The sequence below is a fragment of the Caulobacter sp. FG7 genome (assembly GCF_057808875.1).
Map to the genome: position 1 here is coordinate 13685 of NZ_JBMDIW010000027.1, position 20551 is coordinate 34235.

At 69.0% G+C, this 20551-nt stretch carries 19 protein-coding genes, 1 tRNA gene and 1 pseudogene; 11 read left to right on the forward strand and 10 right to left on the reverse strand.

The annotated features are described in order from the left end of the window. Window positions 1-24: 24 nt before the first annotated feature. Both ACODR1_RS19545 and ACODR1_RS19550 read left to right on the forward strand, forming a co-directional pair. Window positions 25-504, forward strand: coding sequence for a cupin domain-containing protein (locus ACODR1_RS19545; protein ID WP_488881946.1), 480 nt, complete (start codon window positions 25-27; stop codon window positions 502-504). Between the two features lie 157 nt (window positions 505-661). Then, a complete protein-coding gene (locus ACODR1_RS19550) occupies window positions 662-967 on the forward strand; it encodes a hypothetical protein (protein WP_488881947.1) in 306 nt (101 codons plus the stop codon). 14 nt (window positions 968-981) lie between these two features. Here ACODR1_RS19550 and ACODR1_RS19555 read toward each other — a convergent pair whose 3' ends face one another. Next, complete coding sequence (locus ACODR1_RS19555; RefSeq protein ID WP_488881948.1) at window positions 982-1632, reverse strand: hypothetical protein; 651 nt, start codon at window positions 1630-1632, stop codon at window positions 982-984. 141 nt (window positions 1633-1773) lie between these two features. Between ACODR1_RS19555 and ACODR1_RS19560 the strand changes: the two genes are divergently transcribed. Beyond that, on the forward strand, window positions 1774-1911 hold the full coding sequence (locus ACODR1_RS19560; protein ID WP_162839360.1) for a hypothetical protein: 138 nt from the start codon (window positions 1774-1776) through the stop codon (window positions 1909-1911). Window positions 1912-1921: 10 nt separating this feature from the next. Next, a pseudogene (locus ACODR1_RS19565) lies at window positions 1922-2019 on the forward strand (hypothetical protein); the annotation flags it as partial. Between the two features lie 7 nt (window positions 2020-2026). Here ACODR1_RS19565 and ACODR1_RS19570 read toward each other — a convergent pair. Then, a complete protein-coding gene (locus ACODR1_RS19570) occupies window positions 2027-2494 on the reverse strand; it encodes a COG3650 family protein (RefSeq protein WP_488881949.1) in 468 nt (155 codons plus the stop codon). Between the two features lie 47 nt (window positions 2495-2541). On the opposite strand from ACODR1_RS19570, the gene ACODR1_RS19575 reads away from it, so the two are divergent. From ACODR1_RS19575 to ACODR1_RS19590, 4 genes are all read left to right on the forward strand, one after another. Next, on the forward strand, window positions 2542-3669 hold the full coding sequence (locus tag ACODR1_RS19575) for a DNA cytosine methyltransferase (RefSeq protein ID WP_488881950.1): 1128 nt from the start codon (window positions 2542-2544) through the stop codon (window positions 3667-3669). A 174-nt stretch (window positions 3670-3843) separates the two neighbouring features. Beyond that, window positions 3844-4830: a cysteine synthase A gene (gene cysK, locus ACODR1_RS19580; RefSeq protein ID WP_116488277.1), complete on the forward strand. Its 987-nt coding sequence runs from the start codon at window positions 3844-3846 to the stop codon at window positions 4828-4830. A 16-nt stretch (window positions 4831-4846) separates the two neighbouring features. Beyond that, the gene (locus tag ACODR1_RS19585; RefSeq protein ID WP_488881951.1) at window positions 4847-6040 is read left to right on the forward strand and encodes an FAD-dependent oxidoreductase; all 1194 of its coding nucleotides are present in this window, start codon (window positions 4847-4849) and stop codon (window positions 6038-6040) included. Continuing rightward, window positions 6037-6453, forward strand: coding sequence for a very short patch repair endonuclease (locus ACODR1_RS19590; RefSeq protein WP_488881952.1), 417 nt, complete (start codon window positions 6037-6039; stop codon window positions 6451-6453). The genes ACODR1_RS19585 and ACODR1_RS19590 overlap by 4 nt, the downstream gene beginning before the upstream one ends. A gap of 166 nt (window positions 6454-6619) precedes the next feature. Here the strand turns inward: ACODR1_RS19590 and ACODR1_RS19595 are convergent, their stop codons facing one another. The 3 genes from ACODR1_RS19595 to ACODR1_RS19605 form a co-directional block, all read right to left on the reverse strand. Continuing rightward, window positions 6620-8380, reverse strand: a complete 1761-nt coding sequence (locus tag ACODR1_RS19595; protein ID WP_488881953.1) for an ATP-binding protein — start codon at window positions 8378-8380, stop codon at window positions 6620-6622. Between the two features lie 171 nt (window positions 8381-8551). Beyond that, on the reverse strand, window positions 8552-8842 hold the full coding sequence (locus ACODR1_RS19600) for a DUF167 family protein (RefSeq protein WP_488881954.1): 291 nt from the start codon (window positions 8840-8842) through the stop codon (window positions 8552-8554). Window positions 8843-8849: 7 nt separating this feature from the next. Then, a complete protein-coding gene (locus ACODR1_RS19605) occupies window positions 8850-9164 on the reverse strand; it encodes a YggT family protein (protein WP_277794954.1) in 315 nt (104 codons plus the stop codon). Window positions 9165-9403: 239 nt separating this feature from the next. Here ACODR1_RS19605 and ACODR1_RS19610 point away from each other — a divergent pair. Further along, a tRNA-Ala gene (locus ACODR1_RS19610) sits at window positions 9404-9479 on the forward strand. A gap of 62 nt (window positions 9480-9541) precedes the next feature. Here the strand turns inward: ACODR1_RS19610 and ACODR1_RS19615 are convergent. Continuing rightward, the gene (locus tag ACODR1_RS19615; protein ID WP_488881955.1) at window positions 9542-11509 is read right to left on the reverse strand and encodes a TonB-dependent receptor domain-containing protein; all 1968 of its coding nucleotides are present in this window, start codon (window positions 11507-11509) and stop codon (window positions 9542-9544) included. Window positions 11510-11745: 236 nt separating this feature from the next. On the opposite strand from ACODR1_RS19615, the gene ACODR1_RS19620 reads away from it, so the two are divergent. Then, complete coding sequence (locus ACODR1_RS19620; protein WP_488881956.1) at window positions 11746-12564, forward strand: LytTR family DNA-binding domain-containing protein; 819 nt, start codon at window positions 11746-11748, stop codon at window positions 12562-12564. Between the two features lie 22 nt (window positions 12565-12586). Here the strand turns inward: ACODR1_RS19620 and aguB are convergent, their stop codons facing one another. From aguB to ACODR1_RS19635, 3 genes are all read right to left on the reverse strand, one after another. After that, window positions 12587-13468, reverse strand: a complete 882-nt coding sequence (aguB, locus tag ACODR1_RS19625; RefSeq protein ID WP_488881957.1) for an N-carbamoylputrescine amidase — start codon at window positions 13466-13468, stop codon at window positions 12587-12589. 6 nt (window positions 13469-13474) lie between these two features. Then, entirely contained in the window at window positions 13475-14479 is a 1005-nt protein-coding gene (locus ACODR1_RS19630; protein ID WP_488881958.1) for an agmatine deiminase family protein, read from the reverse strand. 143 nt (window positions 14480-14622) lie between these two features. Further along, window positions 14623-17064, reverse strand: coding sequence for a TonB-dependent receptor (locus ACODR1_RS19635; protein ID WP_488881959.1), 2442 nt, complete (start codon window positions 17062-17064; stop codon window positions 14623-14625). A gap of 190 nt (window positions 17065-17254) precedes the next feature. On the opposite strand from ACODR1_RS19635, the gene ACODR1_RS19640 reads away from it, so the two are divergent. Then, complete coding sequence (locus tag ACODR1_RS19640) at window positions 17255-18838, forward strand: ArnT family glycosyltransferase (protein WP_488881960.1); 1584 nt, start codon at window positions 17255-17257, stop codon at window positions 18836-18838. Window positions 18839-19003: 165 nt separating this feature from the next. Here ACODR1_RS19640 and cysS read toward each other — a convergent pair whose 3' ends face one another. Continuing rightward, window positions 19004-20395 carry a cysteine--tRNA ligase gene (gene cysS, locus ACODR1_RS19645; RefSeq protein WP_488881961.1) on the reverse strand — a complete coding sequence of 464 codons (1392 nt, stop codon included), beginning with the start codon at window positions 20393-20395 and terminating at the stop codon, window positions 19004-19006. Window positions 20396-20551: the final 156 nt, after the last annotated feature.

Sequence of the window (20551 nt, forward strand, 5' to 3'; positions counted from 1 at the left end):
CGCACGATCCTTTCAAGGCCGACCATGCCCAAGATCGATATCGACCAGGCCCCCACTCGCCACGGCACGGCCTATCCCGCGCCCTTCGACCTGCCCTGCCGGGCGCGCAAGCGCTGGAAGCTGGGCGACGCGGCAGGCCTGACCCAGTTCGGGGTCAACCTGATGCGGCTGGAGCCGGGCACGTGGTCCAGCCAGCGCCACTGGCACACGGCAGAAGACGAGTTCGTCTGGGTGGTCGAGGGCGAGGTGGTGCTGGTCGAAGATGAGGGCGAAACGATCCTTCGGGCCGGCGACTGCGCGGGCTTCAAGGCCGGGGTTCCCAACGGCCACCAGATCCAGAACCGCTCGGACGCGCCGGCCGTGCTGCTGGAGATGGGTTCGCGCCGGCCGGACGAGGACGGCTGCGACTATCCGGACCTGGACCTCGTCATCCACCCCGGCGAGGAGACCTATCGCCACCGCGACGGGACGCCTTACGTGGCCGGGAGCGGGCGCAAGCGGTAGCGGGCGAAGTTATCCACAGAGCGCCTATCTCGCCTTCTCCCAGAGGGAGAGGGTCTATCCCCGCGGATTCCCGCTCCGCCCCCAACGAATTCAACGCCCTACACGAAAACACAGGTTTCTTATCCGACGTCCTCGAACCGGCCTCATGCTCTTGTGCATGACCAGCGAAACCTCCCGCGCCTGGTGCGCGAAGATCCAGCAGCGGCTGATGGCGGCGATGGATGAGCTCTGGGCCGCGATGGAGGAGGGCCTCGATCGCGAGGCGCTCCGCAGGGCGTCCGAAAAGGTGCGGCTGCTGGGCCAGATGGCCGGCACGGTGCGCAAGATCGTCCAGGCCCTGCCGCCCGAGCGCGCGGCGCGACCGGCCGGCGGCTGGCCGCTCCCGACGCTGGAGGCGGAAACGGCGCCTCGGCCCGACCGCAAGATCGACGCCCTGAAAGGCGGGGCGCGGGGGAGAATTTAGATTTCTGTAGGAAATTAAGCCAATCGACCAAAGGAAGACTCCACTTGGCGAATGGATGGCGAGGCCAGGACCTCTTGCACAATTGTGAGAATTAGAAATTCAATTCCTATGCCAGCGAATGCCTGGTCAATGGCTTGAGCTTTTTCTTGCTCTCTACGCAGATACCGATCGCCCTTAGCATGTATGAAACCCCTTCTGTAGGCACCATATTCTATTATATCAATTCTAGATATAAACTCCCCCTGATGGTACGCCACGTACGATTTAAAATATTCACTAAAAGATCTATTTTTCTCCAGAAATGGATCCCCACCCATAACCCAGCTTGGAACTGAAAGGTCGTTCGTACCCATATTCCATTCGTAGCTGAGGCGAATATCATTCTCTTCCAGACCCAAAGGCCTTTGAGATCTAAATCCAAAGCTCCCCCAAAACATCGCCGTAGCGTCGATTGGCGGATCAATCCACTCTATGCCCATAGAATATATCGAAGGATTTCCAGGCAACCCCAGAAAAGACCAAACATTTTCTATGTGCTCATATACATCTCTAATCCAGACCGTTGCCGCACGTATCTGCGGCAAACCAGCATCAATAGGAACCAACGCCCGTAGATCAGAAATTCGTTCGGCGACATTTCGCGCGATCAACCGATCGTCCAGCATACCCCCTCCAAAATCGTCCCACCATTCGAAACTCGCCTAGAGTAACCCCGTTCACCCACACCCTTGCAAGCTCCGCAGGCGGAACCATATGTCGGGCACGGGCGCTGAATTTACAGACCCGAAACGGACCAGAAACACGCCATGGCGGCCAAGGCCCTCATCGCTCTCGCCATCGTCGCGGCCATCGCCGTCGGCCTGCTGCTGCCCATCCCGGGCCGCTCCCACAAGGCCGAAGCGACCCAGTCGCAGATCGAGACCATCGACATCAAGGGCGGCTAAGCGACGCCCTGCGTGGTCCCCGCCCTTCGACAAGCTCAGGGTGAGGACCAAACCATAGGCCGCGCAGTCGAAATCCTCATCCTGAGCCTGTCGAAGGACGAGGATTTCGCTCCTCCTAAGGCCGCCCCTGCTTCGCCAAATCTTCCGTCCGCGCCGCGCAGCCCTTGAAGGTGGCCCCGTCCAGCCAGACCTCGGCGGCGTGGCTGAACACGCGGTCGGACATGCCGTCCGAGCACGGCTGGGGCGTCAGGCGGAAGACCAGGCGATGACCTTCAGCGCCCGCCTCGCCGGGCTGCTCGGCGTCCCAGACGCCCTGCTCGCCATCGATGCGCACGCCGGGATTGGACAGGTTGACCGCGCCGCCCTCCATGCGGTCCAGGGTGATCGCCCCCTCGCGCACCTTGCCGGCCCAGAAGGGCTCGGTTCCCACCAGGTCGAAGTCGCCGGCGTAGTCGGGGCCGGTCGCGACGTCGGCCGGCGCGTCGGCTGGGGCCGAGGCCGCGCCCTCGGCGGCGCCCAGCGGACCATCGCCGCATCCGGCCAGCAGCAGGCAGGCGACGACGACAGCGGTGGATCGGATCATGCGGGCGCTATCCTCGAAGCGGCGGCTCAAGCTAGAGTCCGGCCACGATGAATCACAACGCCCGCCCCGTCTTCTATGAATTCTTCGCCGGCGGCGGCATGGCCCGCATCGGCCTCGGCGAAGGCTGGAATTGCGCCTTCGCCAACGATTTCGACCCGGTGAAGGCGCAGACCTACCGCGCCAACTTCCCCGATGCGGACGATCACTTCCACACCGGCGACGTCTTCAAGCTGGAGGCGGCCGACCTGCCGGGGCAGGCGGACCTGGCCTGGGCGTCCAGCCCCTGCCAGGACTTCAGCCTGGCCGGCGCCCGGGCAGGCCTGCACGGCGGGCGCTCGTCGGCCTTCTTCGGTTTCTGGCGGCTGATCGAGGCGCTGGAGGACGAGGGCCGCGCCCCGACCACCATCGTCATCGAGAACGTGGTCGGCCTTTTGACCTCGCACCGCGGCGAGGACTTCACGGCCCTGTGCCAGGCCCTGGCCGACCAGGGCTACCGCTTCGGGGCTCTGGAAATCGACGCGGCCCACTTCACCCCGCAGTCGCGGCCGCGCGTCTTCGTGGTCGCCACCAGGGCCGATACCGATGGCCTGACCGGCCAGGGACCGTTCCACAGCCGCGCGGTGCGCGAGGCCGCCGCCCGCCTGCCCCAGGCCCTGAAGGATCGCTGGCTGTGGTGGGCCCTGCCCGCCCCGCCGGCCCGCAACACCGACCTCTCCACCGTGCTCGAGCCCGACGACGCCGTCGAATGGCGCAGCGACGAGGCCACCCAGGCCCTGCTGGCGCTGATGGCCCCGGCCCACCGCGCCTCGGTGGACGCCCGGATCGCCAGCGGTGAGCGGGCGGTCGGCGGCGTCTTCCGGCGCATGCGCGGCGGCGAACAAAGGGCCGAAGTGCGCTTCGACGGCGTGGCCGGCTGCCTGCGCACCCCGCGCGGCGGCTCCTCGCGGCAGACCCTGCTGGTGATCGACAAGGGGACCGTGCGCTCGCGCCTGGTCAGCCCGCGCGAGGGCGCCCGGCTGATGGGCCTGCCCGACAGCTACGCCCTGCCGAAAAGCGCCACGGCCGGCCTGCACGTGATCGGCGACGGCGTGGCCGCCCCGGCCGTGCGCTGGCTGGCGGAGCATCTGTTGACTCCGCTCGCTGCCAGGAAAACTGCGGCCCTGGCGGCCGAATAGGTCGCTGACACGCAAAGCCTACGGCCTCCCGAGCAAATTGGGCGACCGCCCAATTTGCTCAGAGGTTTTCTAATCTAGAGCCTGCTAGTCGAGTTCAGATGGTTTCCATCTGAACTCGGCAGGCTCTAAGGTGGAGATCACCCAAGGGCCTGTTTTCATCCCCGAGAGATCACCATGGACGACGCTTCCAGCCTGTACGACGCCGCACGCTTCAAGCGCGCCGGCCGGGGCAAGATCTACGACTCCATCATCGACACCGTCGGCGACACCCCGCTGATCCGCCTGCCGCGCCTCTCGGCCGAGCTGAAGCCCAAGGGCGAGGTCGTGGCCAAGCTCGAGTTCTTCAATCCGCTGGCTTCGGTCAAGGACCGCATCGGCGTGGCGATGATCGAATATCTCGAGGCCAAGGGCCTGCTGAAGCCCGGTGGCTCGATCGTCGAGCCGACCAGCGGCAACACCGGCATCGCCCTGGCCTTCGTGGCCGCCGCCAAGGGCTACAAGCTGACCTTGGTCATGCCGGAAAGCATGTCGATCGAGCGCCGCAAGATGCTGCTGCTGCTCGGCGCCAAGCTGGAACTGACCCCGGCCGAGAAGGGCATGCGCGGCGCCGTGGCCCGCGCCCAGGAAATCGTCGACGCCACGCCCGGCGCGGTGATGCCCCAGCAGTTCGAAAATACCGCCAACCCGCTGATCCACCGCGTCTCGACCGCCGAAGAGATCTGGAACGACACCGCCGGCGCCGTCGACGCCGTGGTCTCGGGCGTGGGCACCGGCGGCACGATCAGCGGCGTCGGCCAGGTGCTGAAGGCCCGCAAGCCGGGCCTGAAGATGGTGGCCGTCGAGCCGGAGGCCAGCGCCGTGCTGTCGGGCGGCCAGCCGGGTCCGCACAAGATCCAGGGCATCGGCGCGGGCTTCGTGCCGGGGATCCTGGATCGCGGCGTCATCGACGACATCGTCCAGGTCAACAACGACGACGCCTTCGCCATGGCCCGCCGCGCGGCGTCCACCGAAGGCCTGCCGGTGGGCATCAGCTCGGGCGCGGCCCTGACCGCCGCCTTCGACCTGGCCCTGCGCGACGAATATGCCGGCAAGCTGATCGTGGCGATCATCCCCAGCTTCGCCGAGCGCTACCTGTCGACGGCCCTGTTCGAGGGGCTGTAAGACCCGCGGGCCGGCCTTGAAGGTCGGCATCGTCGGCTGCGGGGTCGGCGGCATGGCCGCCGCCCTCGCGCTCGCCCGTCAGGGCCACGCCGTGACGCTGCTGGAGGCGTTCGAGCAGCCCCGGCCCGTGGGCTCGGGCCTGCTGCTTCAGCCCACCGGCCTGGCGGCCCTGCGCGCGCTTGGACTGGAAGACACCGTCCGCGCCGCCGGCGCGCCTGTCCGCGAGCTGATCGGTCACGACAGCCGGGGCCGGCGAGTGATGGCGCTGGACTACGGCGAATGGCGGCCCGGGGCGCACGGGGTGGGCATCCACCGCGCGGCCCTGTTCGACGCCCTGCACGCGCCCCTGGCCCCGGCCGGGGCGGAGATCGTCACCGGCGCTCGGATCGTCCGGCTGGAGAACACCGCGCGCCCCGTGCTGCACGACGAGACCGGCCGCGCGTTCGGCCCCTTCGACATGGTGCTGGTCGCCGACGGCTCGGCCTCGGCCCTGCGCTCGGCGCTGAAGCCCCGGGCCCGCGCCCCGATCTATCCGTGGGGCGCGGTGTGGACCAACCTGGCCGATCCCGACGGCCGTTTCGCCGGCGCCCTGCGGCAGGTCTATCACCGGGCCGAGGTGATGTGCGGCGCCCTGCCGGTCGGCCGGGGCCCCGGCGGCGAGGAGAACTGCACGGCGGTGTTCTGGTCGGTTCCGGCAGCCGGCCTGGACGCCTTCCTGGCCGGCGATTTCGCCACCTGGCGCGAGCAGCGGCTGGCCCCGCTGTGGCCGGAACTGGCTGAGGCCCTGGCCGACCAGGGCGACTGGAGCGGCTTTTCCCGGGCGATCTATCGCGACGTGTCGGTCGGCCGCTGGGACGTGGGAGCCTGCGCCCTGATCGGCGACGCGGCCCACGGCACCAGCCCGCAGCTCGGCCAGGGCGGCAACCTGGCCCTCGTCGACGCCGTGGAGCTGGCCGATCGGCTGGCGACCACGCCCTCGCCCGCCGCGCTGAAGGGCTGGCAGGCCGACCGCCGGCGGCACACGGGCCTCTATCAGCTGGCGTCCAAGGCCCTGACGCCGCTGTTCCAGTCGCACGGCTGGTTCTGGCCGGCGGTACGCACCTTCGCCTTCACCCCGACCTCGCGCCTGCCGGGCTTCAAGCAGGTTGGCGTACGGCTCCTGACGGGCACGCTGCGCCTGGGGCGGTTTCCGCGCGTTTCGAAGCCATGACCACCGACGTCTTCGACCCCGCCAAGCGCTCGGCCGTGATGGCCAGGGTCAAGAGCACCGGCACCACGCCCGAAAAGACCCTGCGGCGACTGCTCACCGGTCTTGGCGCCCGCTACCGCCTGCACCGCAAGGACCTGCCCGGCTCGCCCGACCTGGTGATGCCCGGGCGACGGCTGGCGTTCTTCGTCCACGGCTGCTTCTGGCACGGCCACGACTGCGCGCGGGGATCGCGCGTGCCCAAGGCCAATCGCGACTACTGGCTGGCCAAGGTGGCCCGCAACAAGGCCCGCGACGAGCGCAACGAGGCCGCGCTGATCGCATCCGGCTGGCGGGTCGAGACGATCTGGGAATGCCAGATGAAGGACGAGGCGGCGCTGTTGGAGCGTTTGAAGGAAAACCTCTCCCATCCCTAGCCTCGTCATCCCGGCCGCAGCGAAGCGGAGAGCCGGGACCCAGGAGTCACCGCACCGCGTCGGCAACCGCCAAAACAATTCCACCGCCGAGACCGGTCCCCCTGGGTCCCGGATAAGCGCTACGCGCTTTCCGGGATGACGCGCGTTGGGCGGGGAGAGGGTTGGATCACGCCGCCGCCGTGCGGGCCGGCGGGCTCGCCAGCACCTCGACCAGGGCCGCGTGCAGCTGGGCCGGGTCGATGGGCTTGGCGACGTGGGCGTCCATGCCGGCGGCGCGGCAGGCGTCCCAGTCCTTGGGGGTCGAGGAGGCGGTCACCGCGATCACCGGGACCTCGCGGTTGGGGCCTGGCTCGCCGCGCAGGATGCGGGTGGTCTCGCGACCGCCCAGGCCCGGCATGTAGACGTCCATCAGCACCACGTCGAAGCCGCCGCCTGCGAGCAGCTCCAGGGCCCGCTCGCCGGACTCGGCCAGCACCGGCGCAACCCCGAAGGTCTGCAGAACGAGCTCGACGGCCCGGCGGTTGACCACGTGGTCGTCGACCACCAGCACCCGCGCTCCAGCGATCGAGGCGGCGCTGGCCTGGGCCGGCGGGGCCTGGGCCTCGTCGACCCGCACGGTCAGGCGCAGGGTCGCGCCCTTGCCCAGGCCCTCGCTGGCCACGGTGATGTCGCCGCCCATCAGCCGGGCGAGCTCGCGGCTGATCACCAGGCCAAGGCCCGAGCCGCCGTGCCGGCGCACGACCTCGGCGGTCAGCTGGTCGAAGGGCGTGAACAGGCGCGGCAGGGCCTCGGGCTCGATGCCGCGGCCGGTGTCGGCGATGACGATCTCCAGCGTCCAGCCCTCGCCCTGGCGATGGGCGGCCAGCGAGACAACGATCTCGCCGCGCTCGGTGAACTTGATGGCGTTGGACAAGAGGTTGTTGAGCACCTGGCGCAGGCGCAAGGCGTCGCCCGACACCCAGCGCGGCAGGCCCGCGGCCCCCTCGATGCGCAGGCGCAGGCCCTTCTTCTGCACCTCGGGACGCCACAGGCGCAGGGTGTCGGCCAGGGCCTGGCGCAGGTCGTAGGGCGCGCGCTCGACCGCCATGCGGCCGGCCTCCAGCCGGGAGAAGTCCAGCAGGTCGTTGAGCAGGGTGCGCATCATGCCGCCGGCGTCGGCGATCAGCTGGGCGTGGGTCTTGGCGCTGGCCTCTGGGACCTCGCTGTGCAGGCGTGCGGCCCCGGCCAGGATGGCGCTGATCGGGGTGCGCAGTTCGTGGCTGATCATGGCCACGAAGGCGCTCTTGGCGGCCACGGCTTCTTCCGCCTCGTGGCGGCGGCGCTCGGCCTCGGCCTTGGCGGCCTCCTCGGCCCTCAGCGCGGCCTCCAGGGTGCGGGCGGCGACCGTGACCGAGACGATCAGCAGCAGCACCCCGAACCACAGGGCGTTGGCCAGCGGGGCCTCGGGATTGGCCGCCCGGCCGATGAACGGCGCGATCAGCAGGTAGACGACGTGCGGGATCGCCGCCGCCAGGGTCGCCGACCGCAGGCTGACATTGACGACGATGACGTTGAGTAGCGCCCCGGCCAGCAGCATGCCGCCCAGGGTGGGGGCGAAGCGCTGGTGCGAGGCGAACAGCGGCAGGGCGAGAGCCCCGAAGATGATCGAGGTGACGGCCGGCATGATCGCCAGGGACCAGGCCCGCCAGCCGGTCAGGAACCGCTCGGGCGCGGCCTTCAGCTTGCGGAACAGCCACAGCTCGAAGAACTGGGCCGCGGTATAGACCGCCGCCCAGGCCCAGACCCACTTCATGCCGATGAAGACGTGCAGGATGGCGGCGATCGAGAAGGTGGCGACCAGGCGCAGATAGACGTTGCCCCGCCGCGCCGCGGCGGCGTGGACGATCGCGACCTGGCGATCCTTCGCGTTGATGGCCCTTCCGCGCATAGCGCAGCCCCCGCTGGCCTCGAACCCTGGAATGTCCCGCCCGCACTATGGGCGGCAGACGCTAAGAGGGCGTGAAAGAACGCCATTCTCTCAATGGCACGCCGGATCGGGGCTTGGCGAGGGCGGTAAGGGGCTGCCGGGCGATTGGTCGCACCCCGGCCCGGGAAACGATCAGGCGGGGGCGCCGATCAGGCGTTCGAGATCCCCGGGCGACAGCCCCTCGATCTCCAGGCGCTTGAGGCGGGCGGTCGCTCCCGCGGCCACGCGCACGGCCGAGCGCGGCAGGCCAAGGCGCTTGGCCATCAGGGCGACGAGGGCGGCGTTGGCCTCGCCCTCGACCGGCGGGGCGCTGACCCGCACCTTCAGATAGGGCCGGCCGTCGGCGTCGGCCGCCCAGCCGTCGATGGCGTCGCGCCCGCCGCGCGGGGTCAGGCGCACGGCCAGGACGGCGACGCCGCTCACGACGGGATCAGCCCAGGATGCCCAGCAGGGTGTTGCGCAGCGGGAACAGCAGGAAGCTCTGCACGCCGATGATCACCAGGATCAGGATGATCGGGGTGATGTCGACGCCGCCCAGCGGCGGGATCACCTTGCGCAGCGGAGCCAGCAGCGGCCGCGTCACCGCGTCGAGGAAGCGGCTGATCTGATAGACCGCGTTGTTGCGCAGGTTGATGACGTCGAAGGCCACCAGCCAGCTGATGATGGCGCTGATGATCACCGCCCACTTCAGCAGGTCCAGCAGGGCGTTGAGGATGAAGAAGACGAAGTAGATCAGCGGGGCCATGTGCGTTCCAGGCTAGAGCGTGGCAGTCGGATGTATGAGCGCTTTGCGCCGCCCGCCATGCTCCGGATGTCGGATTTGAAGCCGCCGCTCCGGTTTCGACGGACCGTCGGGACCAGGCGGGCTCCAGCTCCCCGCTTCTTGCCCGCCCCCGCCCGCCCTGGCAAGGCCGCGCTGTTTTCGCGAGGTGCGCAACTGCCGCTTGACGGACGCCCCAGGCCACCGTATCTCCGCGCTTCCTTGGGGCCGTAGCTCAGATGGTAGAGCGCCTCGTTCGCAATGAGGAGGTCAGGGGTTCGATTCCCCTCGGCTCCACCAAGGACTCTTTCCGACATCGATAAAGGCCCTGAACGCTGCCCACGCGCGCGTTTCCGTGCGTCTCAGAATGCGCGGCTGGCTGAAAGGGTCACCGTGGCCGGAGTTTGGATGTCCCAGGTCTCGCCAGATGCGGCGGGACCTGCGCGGCTCGTGGCGTGCAGGCGGCGGGTGAAGGTGTTGCGGGCGCCGGTCAGGCCTTCGACGCGGAGGCGCAGGCGGGTTCCGGAGAGGCGGGTGGTCTCGACGAAGGCGCCGAGATCGGCGGCGTGGCGCTGCAGGCGGGTCTCGTTGGCGTAGTAGGATCGCAGGCGATAGCCGTCGGCGTAGTCGATCCCCCACGACAGGCGCGCGGCGGGCAGGTCCTGGCGCAGCGAGGCGCTCAGGGTCTGGGGTTGCTCCTCGTCGAGGCGACGGCGCTGGCCGGTGACGGGATCGCGCAGATCCGAGCCGCGCCGGACATAGCCCAGCTTGACCAGGCCGCCAGGCAGGATCGCGTCGAGCGGCAGGTCGAGATCGGCCGACAGCCGCCAGGCCCGGGCCTTGTCGACATTGACGAGGCCAAAGTCGCCCGACGTCAGGACCGCGTCCTCCAGCACGTCGCCGCGCCAGTCGTGGGCGGCCTTCAGGGCAAGGGCGCCGCGCGCGCCGAAGCGCCGCTCGTAGGCCAGTTCGGCGGTGACCCGGTGGTCGGGACCCAGGCGGGTGTTGCCGGCCGCGGCCGTGCCCTCGGCCAGGTTGGCCGAAGCCGCGAAGTCACCGAACGACAGCTGGCCCACCGTGCGGCGTAGCGACAGCCTCAGGTCGGCGCGCGCGCCGGGCTTCCAGGCGACGACGAGGCGCGGCTTGAAGAAACCGAAGGCCCGGCGGCCGGTGGTCTGCGCCTCGGCGCGAACGGCCGAGGCCTCGTAGGCGGCGCCCAGGCTCACGGTCCAGCGCGGCGACAGGCGGCCGTCCAGGCCGGCGAAGGCTTCGCCACGCAGCTCCGACACCGCGACCGCGCGCTCGGACCGGCGAGGCGCGTTTCCGAACACGGTGGTGACGGCGCGGTTGTCGAGATCGTTCCAGGCCGCCTCCAGCCCGACCTGCGAGCGCCAGGCGCCGCCGCCCGTCACGACGCCGCGCAGGACGACCTCGTGGGACCGTGAGCGGCTCTCGAAGCGATCGGCGACGATCAGGGCCTGGGGATCGGTCCCCGCCTCGCTGTCGGAGCGGGCGTCGAGATCGGTGAAGCGGGCCAGCGCGGCCAGCTTCAGCCCCCGCCCCTCCTCCAGGGACCGGTTCCAGTCGCCGCCGAGCTCGCCGCGCCAACGGCGGGTCCGCTTTGGAAAGCGACTGGCCGCGCCGGGCTCGGCGAAGGCGAAGGCCTCGGACAGGCGGGCGCCGGCCAAGGCGGCGCTGGCCTTCAGCCGCCCCCCGGCCAGGGCGCCGTCAAGGGCCATCCGCTGGGACAGTTCCGGATAGTCGGTGCGGTAGGTCAGCGCCTGGCGGCCGGTCCGGACGCCCTGCAGGTCGGCCTGGACGCGGTCTCCGTGCGAACGCCCGCCGGTCAGGTCCAGCGTGGTGGTGGCGGAAAGATCGAAGCTGGCGAGCGGAAACGACAGGGTGACGGCGCCGCCGCCCAGCCCGTCGCCGTCGGCCAGGGTGGCGCGCGCCTCGGCGGAAAGACCCGCCGGACGCGGCGCGCGGACGATGTTGGCCAGCACGCCCCGTCCCAGAAGATCGCCGCCCGCCGCCCCGCCGCGCAGGATCTCGATGCGCACGACATGGCCGGCGGGAATGGCCGCCAGCACCGCCGCCAGCCCGCCGGTCTTGGCCGCCGGCGGACGCCCGTCGACCAGCACGTTGCCCCCGGCTTCGCCCAGGCCCCGCACGCCCTCGTCGCCGAGGTCGAGGCGGAAGCCCGGCGCGCGCCGGACCATGTCGAGCGCGGTCTGCGGCGCGAAGGCGGCGAAGAAGGCCGCCGGATAGGTCTCGGCGCCGGCCGGCGCGACCTGGGCCGGCGGGACTTCGGGAAGGGGTTGAAAGAACATCGCGCGGCGTCCCTTGTTGTTTCGCAGCGCCGCGAGATAGACAGCGGCGAAGGACGCGCCACCGGCGAGGGGCGCGCGACGGGGTCGCCGGGATGGGCGGTCGGGGGCATGGGACGAGCGGTGGAGCAGGCGTGACGAACGACGGCGACAGGCCAGGACGCTGGAAGCCGGAACGCTTGAGGCCGGAACGCTTGAGACCGGAACGCTTGAGACCGGAACGCTTGAGACCGGAACGCTTGAGACCGGAACTCTGGGCGCCCTACGCGATCGCCGCTGGGCTGCTGGCGGTGGCCGTGGCGGGCAACCTGGCCGAGACGCTGGACCAGAGGGCGCGCACCGGTCAGCCGGCGTCGCTGTTCACGCTCCTGGTGGACGAGATCAGCAGCGCCCTGGTCTGGCTGGCCCTGGCGCCGTTGATCGCGCGCGCCTTCGCCACCCTGCGCCCGCCCCGCGCGTCGCTGCCCGCCGCCGCCGCCCTGCACGCCGCCTTCGCGTGCCTCGTCTCACTGGCGCATTACGGCCTGACGCGGCTGCTGCGGGCGCCGGCCTATCTGGCGGCGGGCCTGGATCCGCGCCTGAACCAGTCGTGGGGCGGCTATCTGGGCGACCTTTATCGCGACGCCCTGAACTACCTGCTGCTGGGCCTGCTGTGCTGGGGCGCGGGGGCGCTGCTGGCGGCGCGGGACAAGTCGCGGGAGGCGACGACCACCGCGCCCGACGTGCTGGAGGTGCGCGACGGCGCCCAGACCCGCTATCTGCCGGTGGCCGAGATCCTGTGGGCCGAGGCGGCGGGGAACTATGTGGAGCTGCACGTCGCGGGCGGGCGCAAGGTGCTGATGCGGGCGACGCTGGCGAGCCTGGCCCAGAGGCTGGAGGCGGCAGGCTTCGTGCGGGCGCACCGCTCGCGGCTGGTCAACATCGCGGCCGTGACCGCGGTCGAGAACCTGCCGGCGGGCGACGCGGTGCTGGTGCTCAGCGACGGCGGCCGGGTGGCCGCCAGCCGGCGCCACCGGCCATCCCTGGCCCAGGCGCTGGCGAAGCGGGCGGCGGCCTGAGGCGCGCCGCCCTTCAGGGGCCTCACACCGTCGGGCGCGGGCTCGCCAGGCTGGTGTAGAGGTCCGGCCGGCGGTCGCGGAAGAAGCCCCAGGCCGCGCGGTGCGTCGTCAGGTAGTCGAGGTCGAAGGTCCCGGTGACGAGGCCCTCGTCGCTGGTGCCCAGCTCCGAGACCAGGTCGCCGCGATGGTCGGCCACGAAGGACGAGCCGTAGAAGGTCTGGCCGCCGGTGGGATAGTTCTCCCACGGCTCGAAGCCGATGCGGTTGGCGCCGATCACCGGGATCACGTTGCTGACCGCGTGGCCCTGCATCGCCCGCTGCCAGGGCTTGGTGGTGATCAGGGTCGGGTCGTGCGGCTCGCTGCCGATGGCGGTGGGATAGAACAGGGCCTCGGCGCCCATCAGGGCCATGGCGCGAGCGGCCTCGGGGTACCACTGGTCCCAGCAGATGCCGACGCCGATGCGGCCGAAACGCGTGTCCCAGACCTTGAAGCCGGTGTCGCCCGGACGGAAGTAATACTTCTCCTGGTAGCCGGGGCCGTCGGGGATGTGGCTCTTGCGATAGAGGCCCAGCATCGAGCCGTCGGCGTCGGCCATCACTAGGCTGTTGAAGTAGTGCGGGCCCTCGCGCTCGAAGATCGAGATCGGGATGACCACGCCCAGCTCGCCCGCCAGGGGGGCGATCGCCTTGACCACCGGGTGCTCGCGCCACGGATGGGCCTCGGCAAACCAGCGCTCTTCCTGGGTGACGCAGAAATACGGACCCTGGAACAGCTCGGACGGCAGGATCACCTGCGCGCCGCCGGCGGCGGCCTCGCGAATGAAGGCTTCCGTCTTCTTGATGTTGGCCTCGAGGTCGAGGCCGTAGGAGGTCTGGATGGCGGCGACGCTGAGCGTGCGGGTCATGTCGACTTACTCCCCGGGTTCTTGCTGGCTGATGCAGTGGAACGAGCCACCGCCAGTGAGGATCGCGGTCGAGGGCAGGCCGATGACCTGGCGCTCGGGGAACAGGCCCTTGATCACCTCGACGGCGAAGGCGCCCGACTCCTCGGCGTAGATCGGCACGATCACGGCCTCGTTGGCGATCAGGAAGTTCATGTGCGAGGCCGGGATCGGCTCGCCGTCCTCGTCGAGGATGCGGCCCGGCGAGGGCACGCGCACGACCTGCAGCGGCGAGCCGCGGCTGTCGGTCATAGCGCCCAGCAGGCGGGCGGTCTCGGCATAGATCTCGGCGTTGGGGTCGTCGGCGCCGAAGGCCATCGGGCAGGCCACGACCCCCGGGGCGACGAAACGCGCCAGGTTGTCGACGTGGCCGTCGGTGTGGTCGTTGAGCAGACCATCGCCCAGCCACAGCACCTTCTTGATCCCCATCGAGGCGGCGAAGGCGGCGGTGATGGCGGCCTCGTCCATGCCCGGGTTGCGGTTGTCGTTCAGCACGCACTGGCGGGTGGTCAGCACCGTGCCCAGGCCGTCGTGGTCGAGCGAGCCGCCTTCGAGCACGAAGTCGTTGCGGACCAGCGCCACGCCCGAGGCCGCGGCGATCTGCTCGGCGACGATCTCGTCGCCCTCAAGCTCGTACTTGCCGCCCCAGCCGTTGAACTTGAAGCCGGCGGCCGAGGGGCCCTGGGCGGTCTCGGTGAAGATCGGGCCGGTGTCGCGCAGCCAGATGTCGCCGAACTGGCCGCGGACGATCTCGACGCTGGTGTCGGACAGCAGGGCGCGGGCGGCGGCCTCGGCCTCGTCGCCGACGACCATCAGGCGCACGCGCTCGCCGCCGGGACCGGCCAGGGCCCGGGCGAGGTCGGCGACCTCCTTCTGGGCCTGCTCGAGATCTTCCTTCCAATGCTCGCCATGGCTCGGGAAGCCCAGCCACATGGCGCGGTGCGGAGCCCACTCGGCGGGAACGGTGAGAGTCATTTTCGAAACCTGGTCAAAACGAGGGGCGCAGATGGCCCCGGATGGCCCGGGGGTCAAGCGCGCCTTCTAGCAAATTGCTGCGACAAAAGAAAAAGGGCGGCTCCGAAGAGCCGCCCTTCCCGTCTTTACGCGTCCAGGTTCGATTAGAACTTGGCGTGCAGGGTGACCATGACGGTCCGCGGGTAGCCCGGCTGACCGGTGCCGGTGCCCGACGGGTTCACCGACAGGTCGCCGAGGTACTTCTCGTCCGACAGGTTCTTGACGTTCAGCTGGATGTACGAGCCCTTCGCGCCGAACTGTTCGAGCGTGTAGCGCGCGTCCAGGTCCAGCAGAGCGTAGCTCGGCACCTTTTCGGTGTTGGTCAGGTTGGTCCAGCGCTCGCCGACGTACTTGGCCTGGACGCCGACGCTGAAGGCCTCGGTGATGTCCCAGTCGACGCGGATGCCGCCCTGGTACTTCGGGGTTTCGTACAGTTCCTTGCCCTTGGTCGGCAGGGTGGTGCCGGCCGAGGTGCCCGGGATGTTCGACTGGATCTCGGAGTCGACATACGAGAACGAGGCGTAGAAGCCGACGTAGTCAGCCGGACGAATGCCCAGCTGGGCGTCGAAGCCCTTCAGCACCACGTCGCCGACGTTGACCGAGAAGGCGATGTTGTCCTGCTCGTTGAACGCGCGTTCGATGCGGTTGGTGAAGTCGTTGTAATACATCGAGGCCGCGAACAGGACGGTCGAGTTCTGGTAGCGGTAGCCGATGTCGTAGACGTTGGCGGTTTCCGGATCCGGATCCGTCAGCTTGCGGTCGTACAGGTCGTCGGTCCGCGGCGCAGACAGGGTCTGGGCGTAGCTGAAGTAGACCGACTGGTCGCCGGTCAGCTTGTAGCTGGCGCCGAAGTTCGGCAGCACGTCGTCGTACTTGCGGTTGAACTTCCGCGGACGGCCGTACTGGGTCGTACCTTGACCCGGCAGGGTGACCAGGGTCTGGCCGTTGCCGTCGTCAGTGCCCGCGACGGCGGTCGGGGCCTGGTTGGTGCAGTAGGCGTTGAACGTGTCGACCTGGTAGCAGAAGTTGTTCAGCTCGCGCTTGAAGAACGGGGCGCGCAGGCCGACGTTCACCAGCAGGGCGTCGTCCATGAACTTGCCGCGGTATTCCACCGAGAACTGGTTCAGGGTCGCCACCGAGACGCGGTCGCGACGACGCAGGATGCTGCCGTCCGAGAGCTTGATCGGCTGGCCGTAACCGTCCTTGCCGCCGAACACGTTCTCCGGGTTCATCTGCAGGTCGAAGTTCGTATACTGACCGGTCTGACGGTGGTTGGCCGTGTCGAAGGTGTAGGCCGCGCGCAGGCTCTGGCTGTCCGAGAACTTCCAGATCGCCGACGAGGTCACGCCGTAGCGGCGGGTGTTGGTGATGTTGGGGCCGTACAGCAGAACGGTGTCGAGCGTGTCGCCGTCGCCGTTCAGGTCCAGGCCGCCGGTCAGGGCCGAGCCGCGGATGAAGCCGTTGCCGGTGCCGGTGCCGTCTTCCCGGAACAGGGCGCGACCGCCGCCGTTGGCCAGGGTGTATTGGAAGTACGGGTCAGCCGTGACGATCAGGTTCTCGCCGATGTGGAACAGCGACTGACCGCGGATGTTGCCCGTGTTCGACGGGTTGATGTTGTACTTGTAGCAGGTGCCGGTGTTCAGATCGACCTGGGCGGAGCCGACGATCGGCATGGCCCGGTTACAGGCGCCGGCCGCAGTGGTGCCCGAAACCGCGCTGCTGTAGCCGACGCCGGTGCCGGCCTGGAAGGCCGCCAGCGACATGCGGTTGATGAAGTTGTTGCGGTTTTCGTTGTAGTTGGCGATCAGGCTGACGAAGTCGCCGTTGTCGCCGATCGGCTGGTAGATGCGGGCGTTGAACTGCTTCTTGTGGATCTTGCCCGGGCCGTTGAAGATGTCGTTCTTCGACTCCGCGTAGCTGATCCAGGCGCTGGTGCCGAGCGGGCCGATGGCGCCGGTGTCGATCACGCCGAAGAAGCGACGGAAGTTCTGCTGGCCGCCTTGCAGCTCGATCGTGGCGCCGAAGTCTTCCGACGGCTTGCGGGTGACGTAGTTGATGGTGCCGCCGGCGGCCGCGGCCGTCGGGCTGTCGACGTCGGTCGTGCCCAGGTTCACGTCGACCTTGGAGATCAGTTCCGAGTCCATCTGCTGGTTCGGATAGATGGCGTAGTTGCCGCTATCGTTCAGCGGGATGCCGTCTTGCAGCAGGGCGACGCGCTGGCTGTCGAAGCCGCGGATGTTGATGTCGCCGCCGGCCGAACCGAAGGCGTCGTTGTTGGTGAAGTTGACGCCCGGCATCAGGTTCAGCGAGTCCAGGATGGTCTGGCCGGGGACCTGGCGGGAGATGAACTCCTGCGTGATGGTCGAACGCGACTTCGGAACGGTCTGCGAGACGATCGCGCCGTTCTGGTTGCGAGTGGTGGTGGCGGTGACGACGATGGCTTCGACGGCGTCGGTGCCGGTCGACTGGGCGAAAGCGGCGGTCGCCGCCAGCAGGCTGCCGACCAGCGCGGTCGACGCCAGGCAGGCGATTTTTTTCGTCTTCATATGCAAGGATCCCCTCATTCTTTGACGCGAGCCCGAAAAAGTGAGCATCAAACCGCATCGTTTTGGGGGTTTAGCGAAACATTTCGAAGGTTTGGTGACGGAAAGGCCACGATGGCCCAGAAACCGCCAGATTCCTCCGACGCTTGCGGAAGAATTAGTCATATTTCACTTACTTCGGTAAGAAGTCCGCATGATCGCCACCCCTTACGCCGCCCCAGATTCCGAAGCCCGCGCCTGGCGCCTGACGGTCATCGCCGTGGGCTTGCTGACAATCGTCCGGGTTCTGGCGATTTTTTCGACACCGCTGGAGTTGTACCCGGACGAAGCCCAATACTGGCTTTGGTCGCGCACCCTCGACTTTGGCTATTATTCGAAGCCGCCGATGGTCGCGTGGGTGATCTGGCTGACCACCCAGATCGGCGGCGACGCCGAGGCCTGGCTGCGGGTGGGCGCGCCGCTGCTGCACGGCGCCACGGCCCTGGTGCTGCATCGCATCGCCCGTCGGCTCTATGGCGGCTGGACCGGTCTGGCGGCCGCGGCGGTCTACGCCCTGATGCCGGGCGTGGCCCTGTCGTCGGCGGTGATCGGCACAGACGCGCCGCTGCTGTTCTTCCTGGCCCTGACGATCTGGGCCTATGTCTCGCTGCCCGCCGCGCAGGCCGGCCGCCAGCGCCTGCTGGTCGCGGCGGGCCTGGGCGGGGCCCTGGGCCTGGCCTTCCTGTCGAAGTACGCGGCGGTCTACGTGCTGGCCAGCATCGGCGCGCACCTGGCCCTGTCGCGGCAGGCCCGCAAGGTCTGGACCTGGCCGATGGCCCTGGCCTTCTTCGGCGTACTGATCGCCGTCTTCGCGCCGAACGTGATCTGGAACGCCGCCCACAAGTTCGCCACGGTCGAGCACACCGCCGCCAACGCCAACTGGGGCTCGCACTCGCTGTTCAACCCGCGTGAGCTGGTCGAGTTCGTCGGCTCGCAGTTCGGGGTGTTCGGCCCCCTGCCCTTCGGCGTGCTGCTGGGCGGCGGGATCGTGCTGGCGGTGCGCCGCAAGCTGCAGCCGGCCGACGTGCTGCTGCTGTGCTTTGCCCTGCCGCCGCTGCTGACCGTGGCCGGACAGGCCTTCGTCAGCCGCGCCAACGCCAACTGGGCGGCGGCCGCCTATGTCGCCGGCTCGGTGCTGGCGGCCAGCTGGATGATGCGCTGGGGCGCGCGCAAGTGGCTGATCGCGGGCCTGGCGGTGCAGGGCGTGTTCGCGGGCCTGTTCCTGGCCTGCCTGACCAACCCGCGCCTGGCCGACGGCATCGGGCTGTCGAACGCCTTCAAGCGCGTGCGCGGCTGGGACCAGACGGTGCAGGCGATCATCGACCGGGCCCGCGAGGAGCAGGCCGGCGTCGGCGTGACCGCGGTGGCCGTCGACGACCGCTTCCTGTTCAACGTGGCGGCCTATTACGGCCGCGACTACTGGGGCACGTTCGGCGCCCCGCCCCTGCGCATCTGGGTGCACGAGGCCCATCCGCAGAACCAGGCCGAGACCGAGGCCCCGCTGACGCCGGAGTACGGCCGCCGGGCGCTGGTCGCCAGCCTGGAGGGCGTCTACCGGTCCAAGATCGAGCAGGACTTCAGGGCCCACTCGGGCGACGAGATCGTCCGTGTGCGCCTGGACAAGAAGCGCAACCGGCGGACCGACCTGTTCATCGCCGAGGGCTTCGCGCCGGTTCCCCGCGATCCGAAGACCGGGCTGCCGCCCGATCCGGAGAACGGGGGAAGTACGGCGCGGTAAGACTGCTGACGACCAAGAACACCGTAAAATCCCCGCGAAAGCGGGGACCCAGGTGTTTTGTCGTCGAGCACCGCGGGTTTCAGAAAAAGCCTGGGTCCCCGCTTTCGCGGGGATTTTACGGATAAGAAAAAGGCCCCCTCTTTGGAGGGGGCCTTTCTTGCGTGATCAGTCCTTCATCCGCCAGGTCGCGCCCGTCGGGCTGTCCATGACCACGACGCCGAGGGCGTCGAGTTCGCCGCGGATGGCGTCGGCGGCGGTCCAGTCCTTGGCGGCGCGGGCGGCGACGCGGCGGGCCAGCAGGTCCTCGACCTGGGCCTTGAGGTCGTCGGAGGCGTCGCCTTCGAACCAGGCGTCGGGATCGGCCTGGAGGAAGCCCAGCAGGGCGCCGGCCTCGAGCAGGCGCGACTTGTGGATGGCCACCTCGGTCAGGTCGCCGGCGGTGACGGCCTTCTCGATGGCGCTCGACACCTCGAACAGCTTGGCGACGGCGGCCGGGGTGTTGAGGTCGTCGCAGAGGGCGTCCATCACCTCCTGCGGGGCCTCGACGGCCTGGTCGGGAACGACGTCCTTGGCGCGGCGCAGGGCGCCGTAGAGGCGATCGAGCGACTTGCGGCTCTGTTCCAAGAGCTCGGGCGTCCAGTCCAGCGGCTGGCGATAGTGCGCCGACAGCAGGGCCCAGCGCACCACCTCGCCCGGCACGGTCTTGACCAGTTCGTGCGGGATGATGACGTTGCCCAGGCTCTTGGACATCTTCTCGCCGGCCATGTCGAGGAAGCCGTTGTGCATCCAGTAGCGGGCGTAGGTCGGCAGGCCGTGCGCGCAGCGGCCCTGGGCCACCTCGTTCTCATGGTGGGGGAACTGCAGGTCGATGCCGCCGGCGTGGATGTCGATCGGCAGGCCCAGCTGCTTGTCGATCATCGCCGAGCACTCGATGTGCCAGCCCGGACGGCCCGCGCCCCAGGGGCTTTCCCACTCGGGCTCGTTCTCCTTGGACGGCTTCCACAGCACGAAGTCGGCCGGGTGGCGCTTGTAGGGCGCGACCTCGACCCGGGCGCCGGCGATCATCTCGTCCAGCGGCCGGCCGGACAGCTGGCCGTAGTCGGGGAAGCTCTGGGTGTCGAACAGCACGTGGCCGTCGGCGGCGTAGGCGCTGCGGTTGTCGACCAGCTTGCCGATCATCTCGACGATGGCGCCGATGTGGTCGGTGGCCTTGGGCTCCAGCGTCGGGCGCAGGGCGCCGAGAGCATCCGCGTCCTGGTGATAGGCTTCGAGATAGCGGTCGGTGATGACCTTGATCTCGACGCCCTCGTCGGCGGCCTTCTTGTTGATCTTGTCGTCGACGTCGGTGACGTTGCGCGCATAGACCACCGCCTCGTCGCCGAACTCGTGGCGCAGAAGGCGGAAGAGCACGTCGAAGGCCACCACCGGACGGAAGTTGCCGATGTGGGCGTAGCCGTAGACCGTCGGTCCACAGACATACATCGTCACCCGGTCACGATCGGCGGGAACGAAGTCGCGCTTCTCGCGCGCCATGGTGTCGTAGAGCCTGATGGTCATGAAAAGTCGGTCGCCTTGACGCAGCGGAAGGGTGTTGTCGGAACGAAAAACCGGACCCATATAGCGAGGTGCGCGCCTTCGAACCACGTCTTTGCGACGTGAAAGGCGCGCCTTGAACGGGTGGCACGCGTAATTCCAGGGCGACAGGCGTCCTGG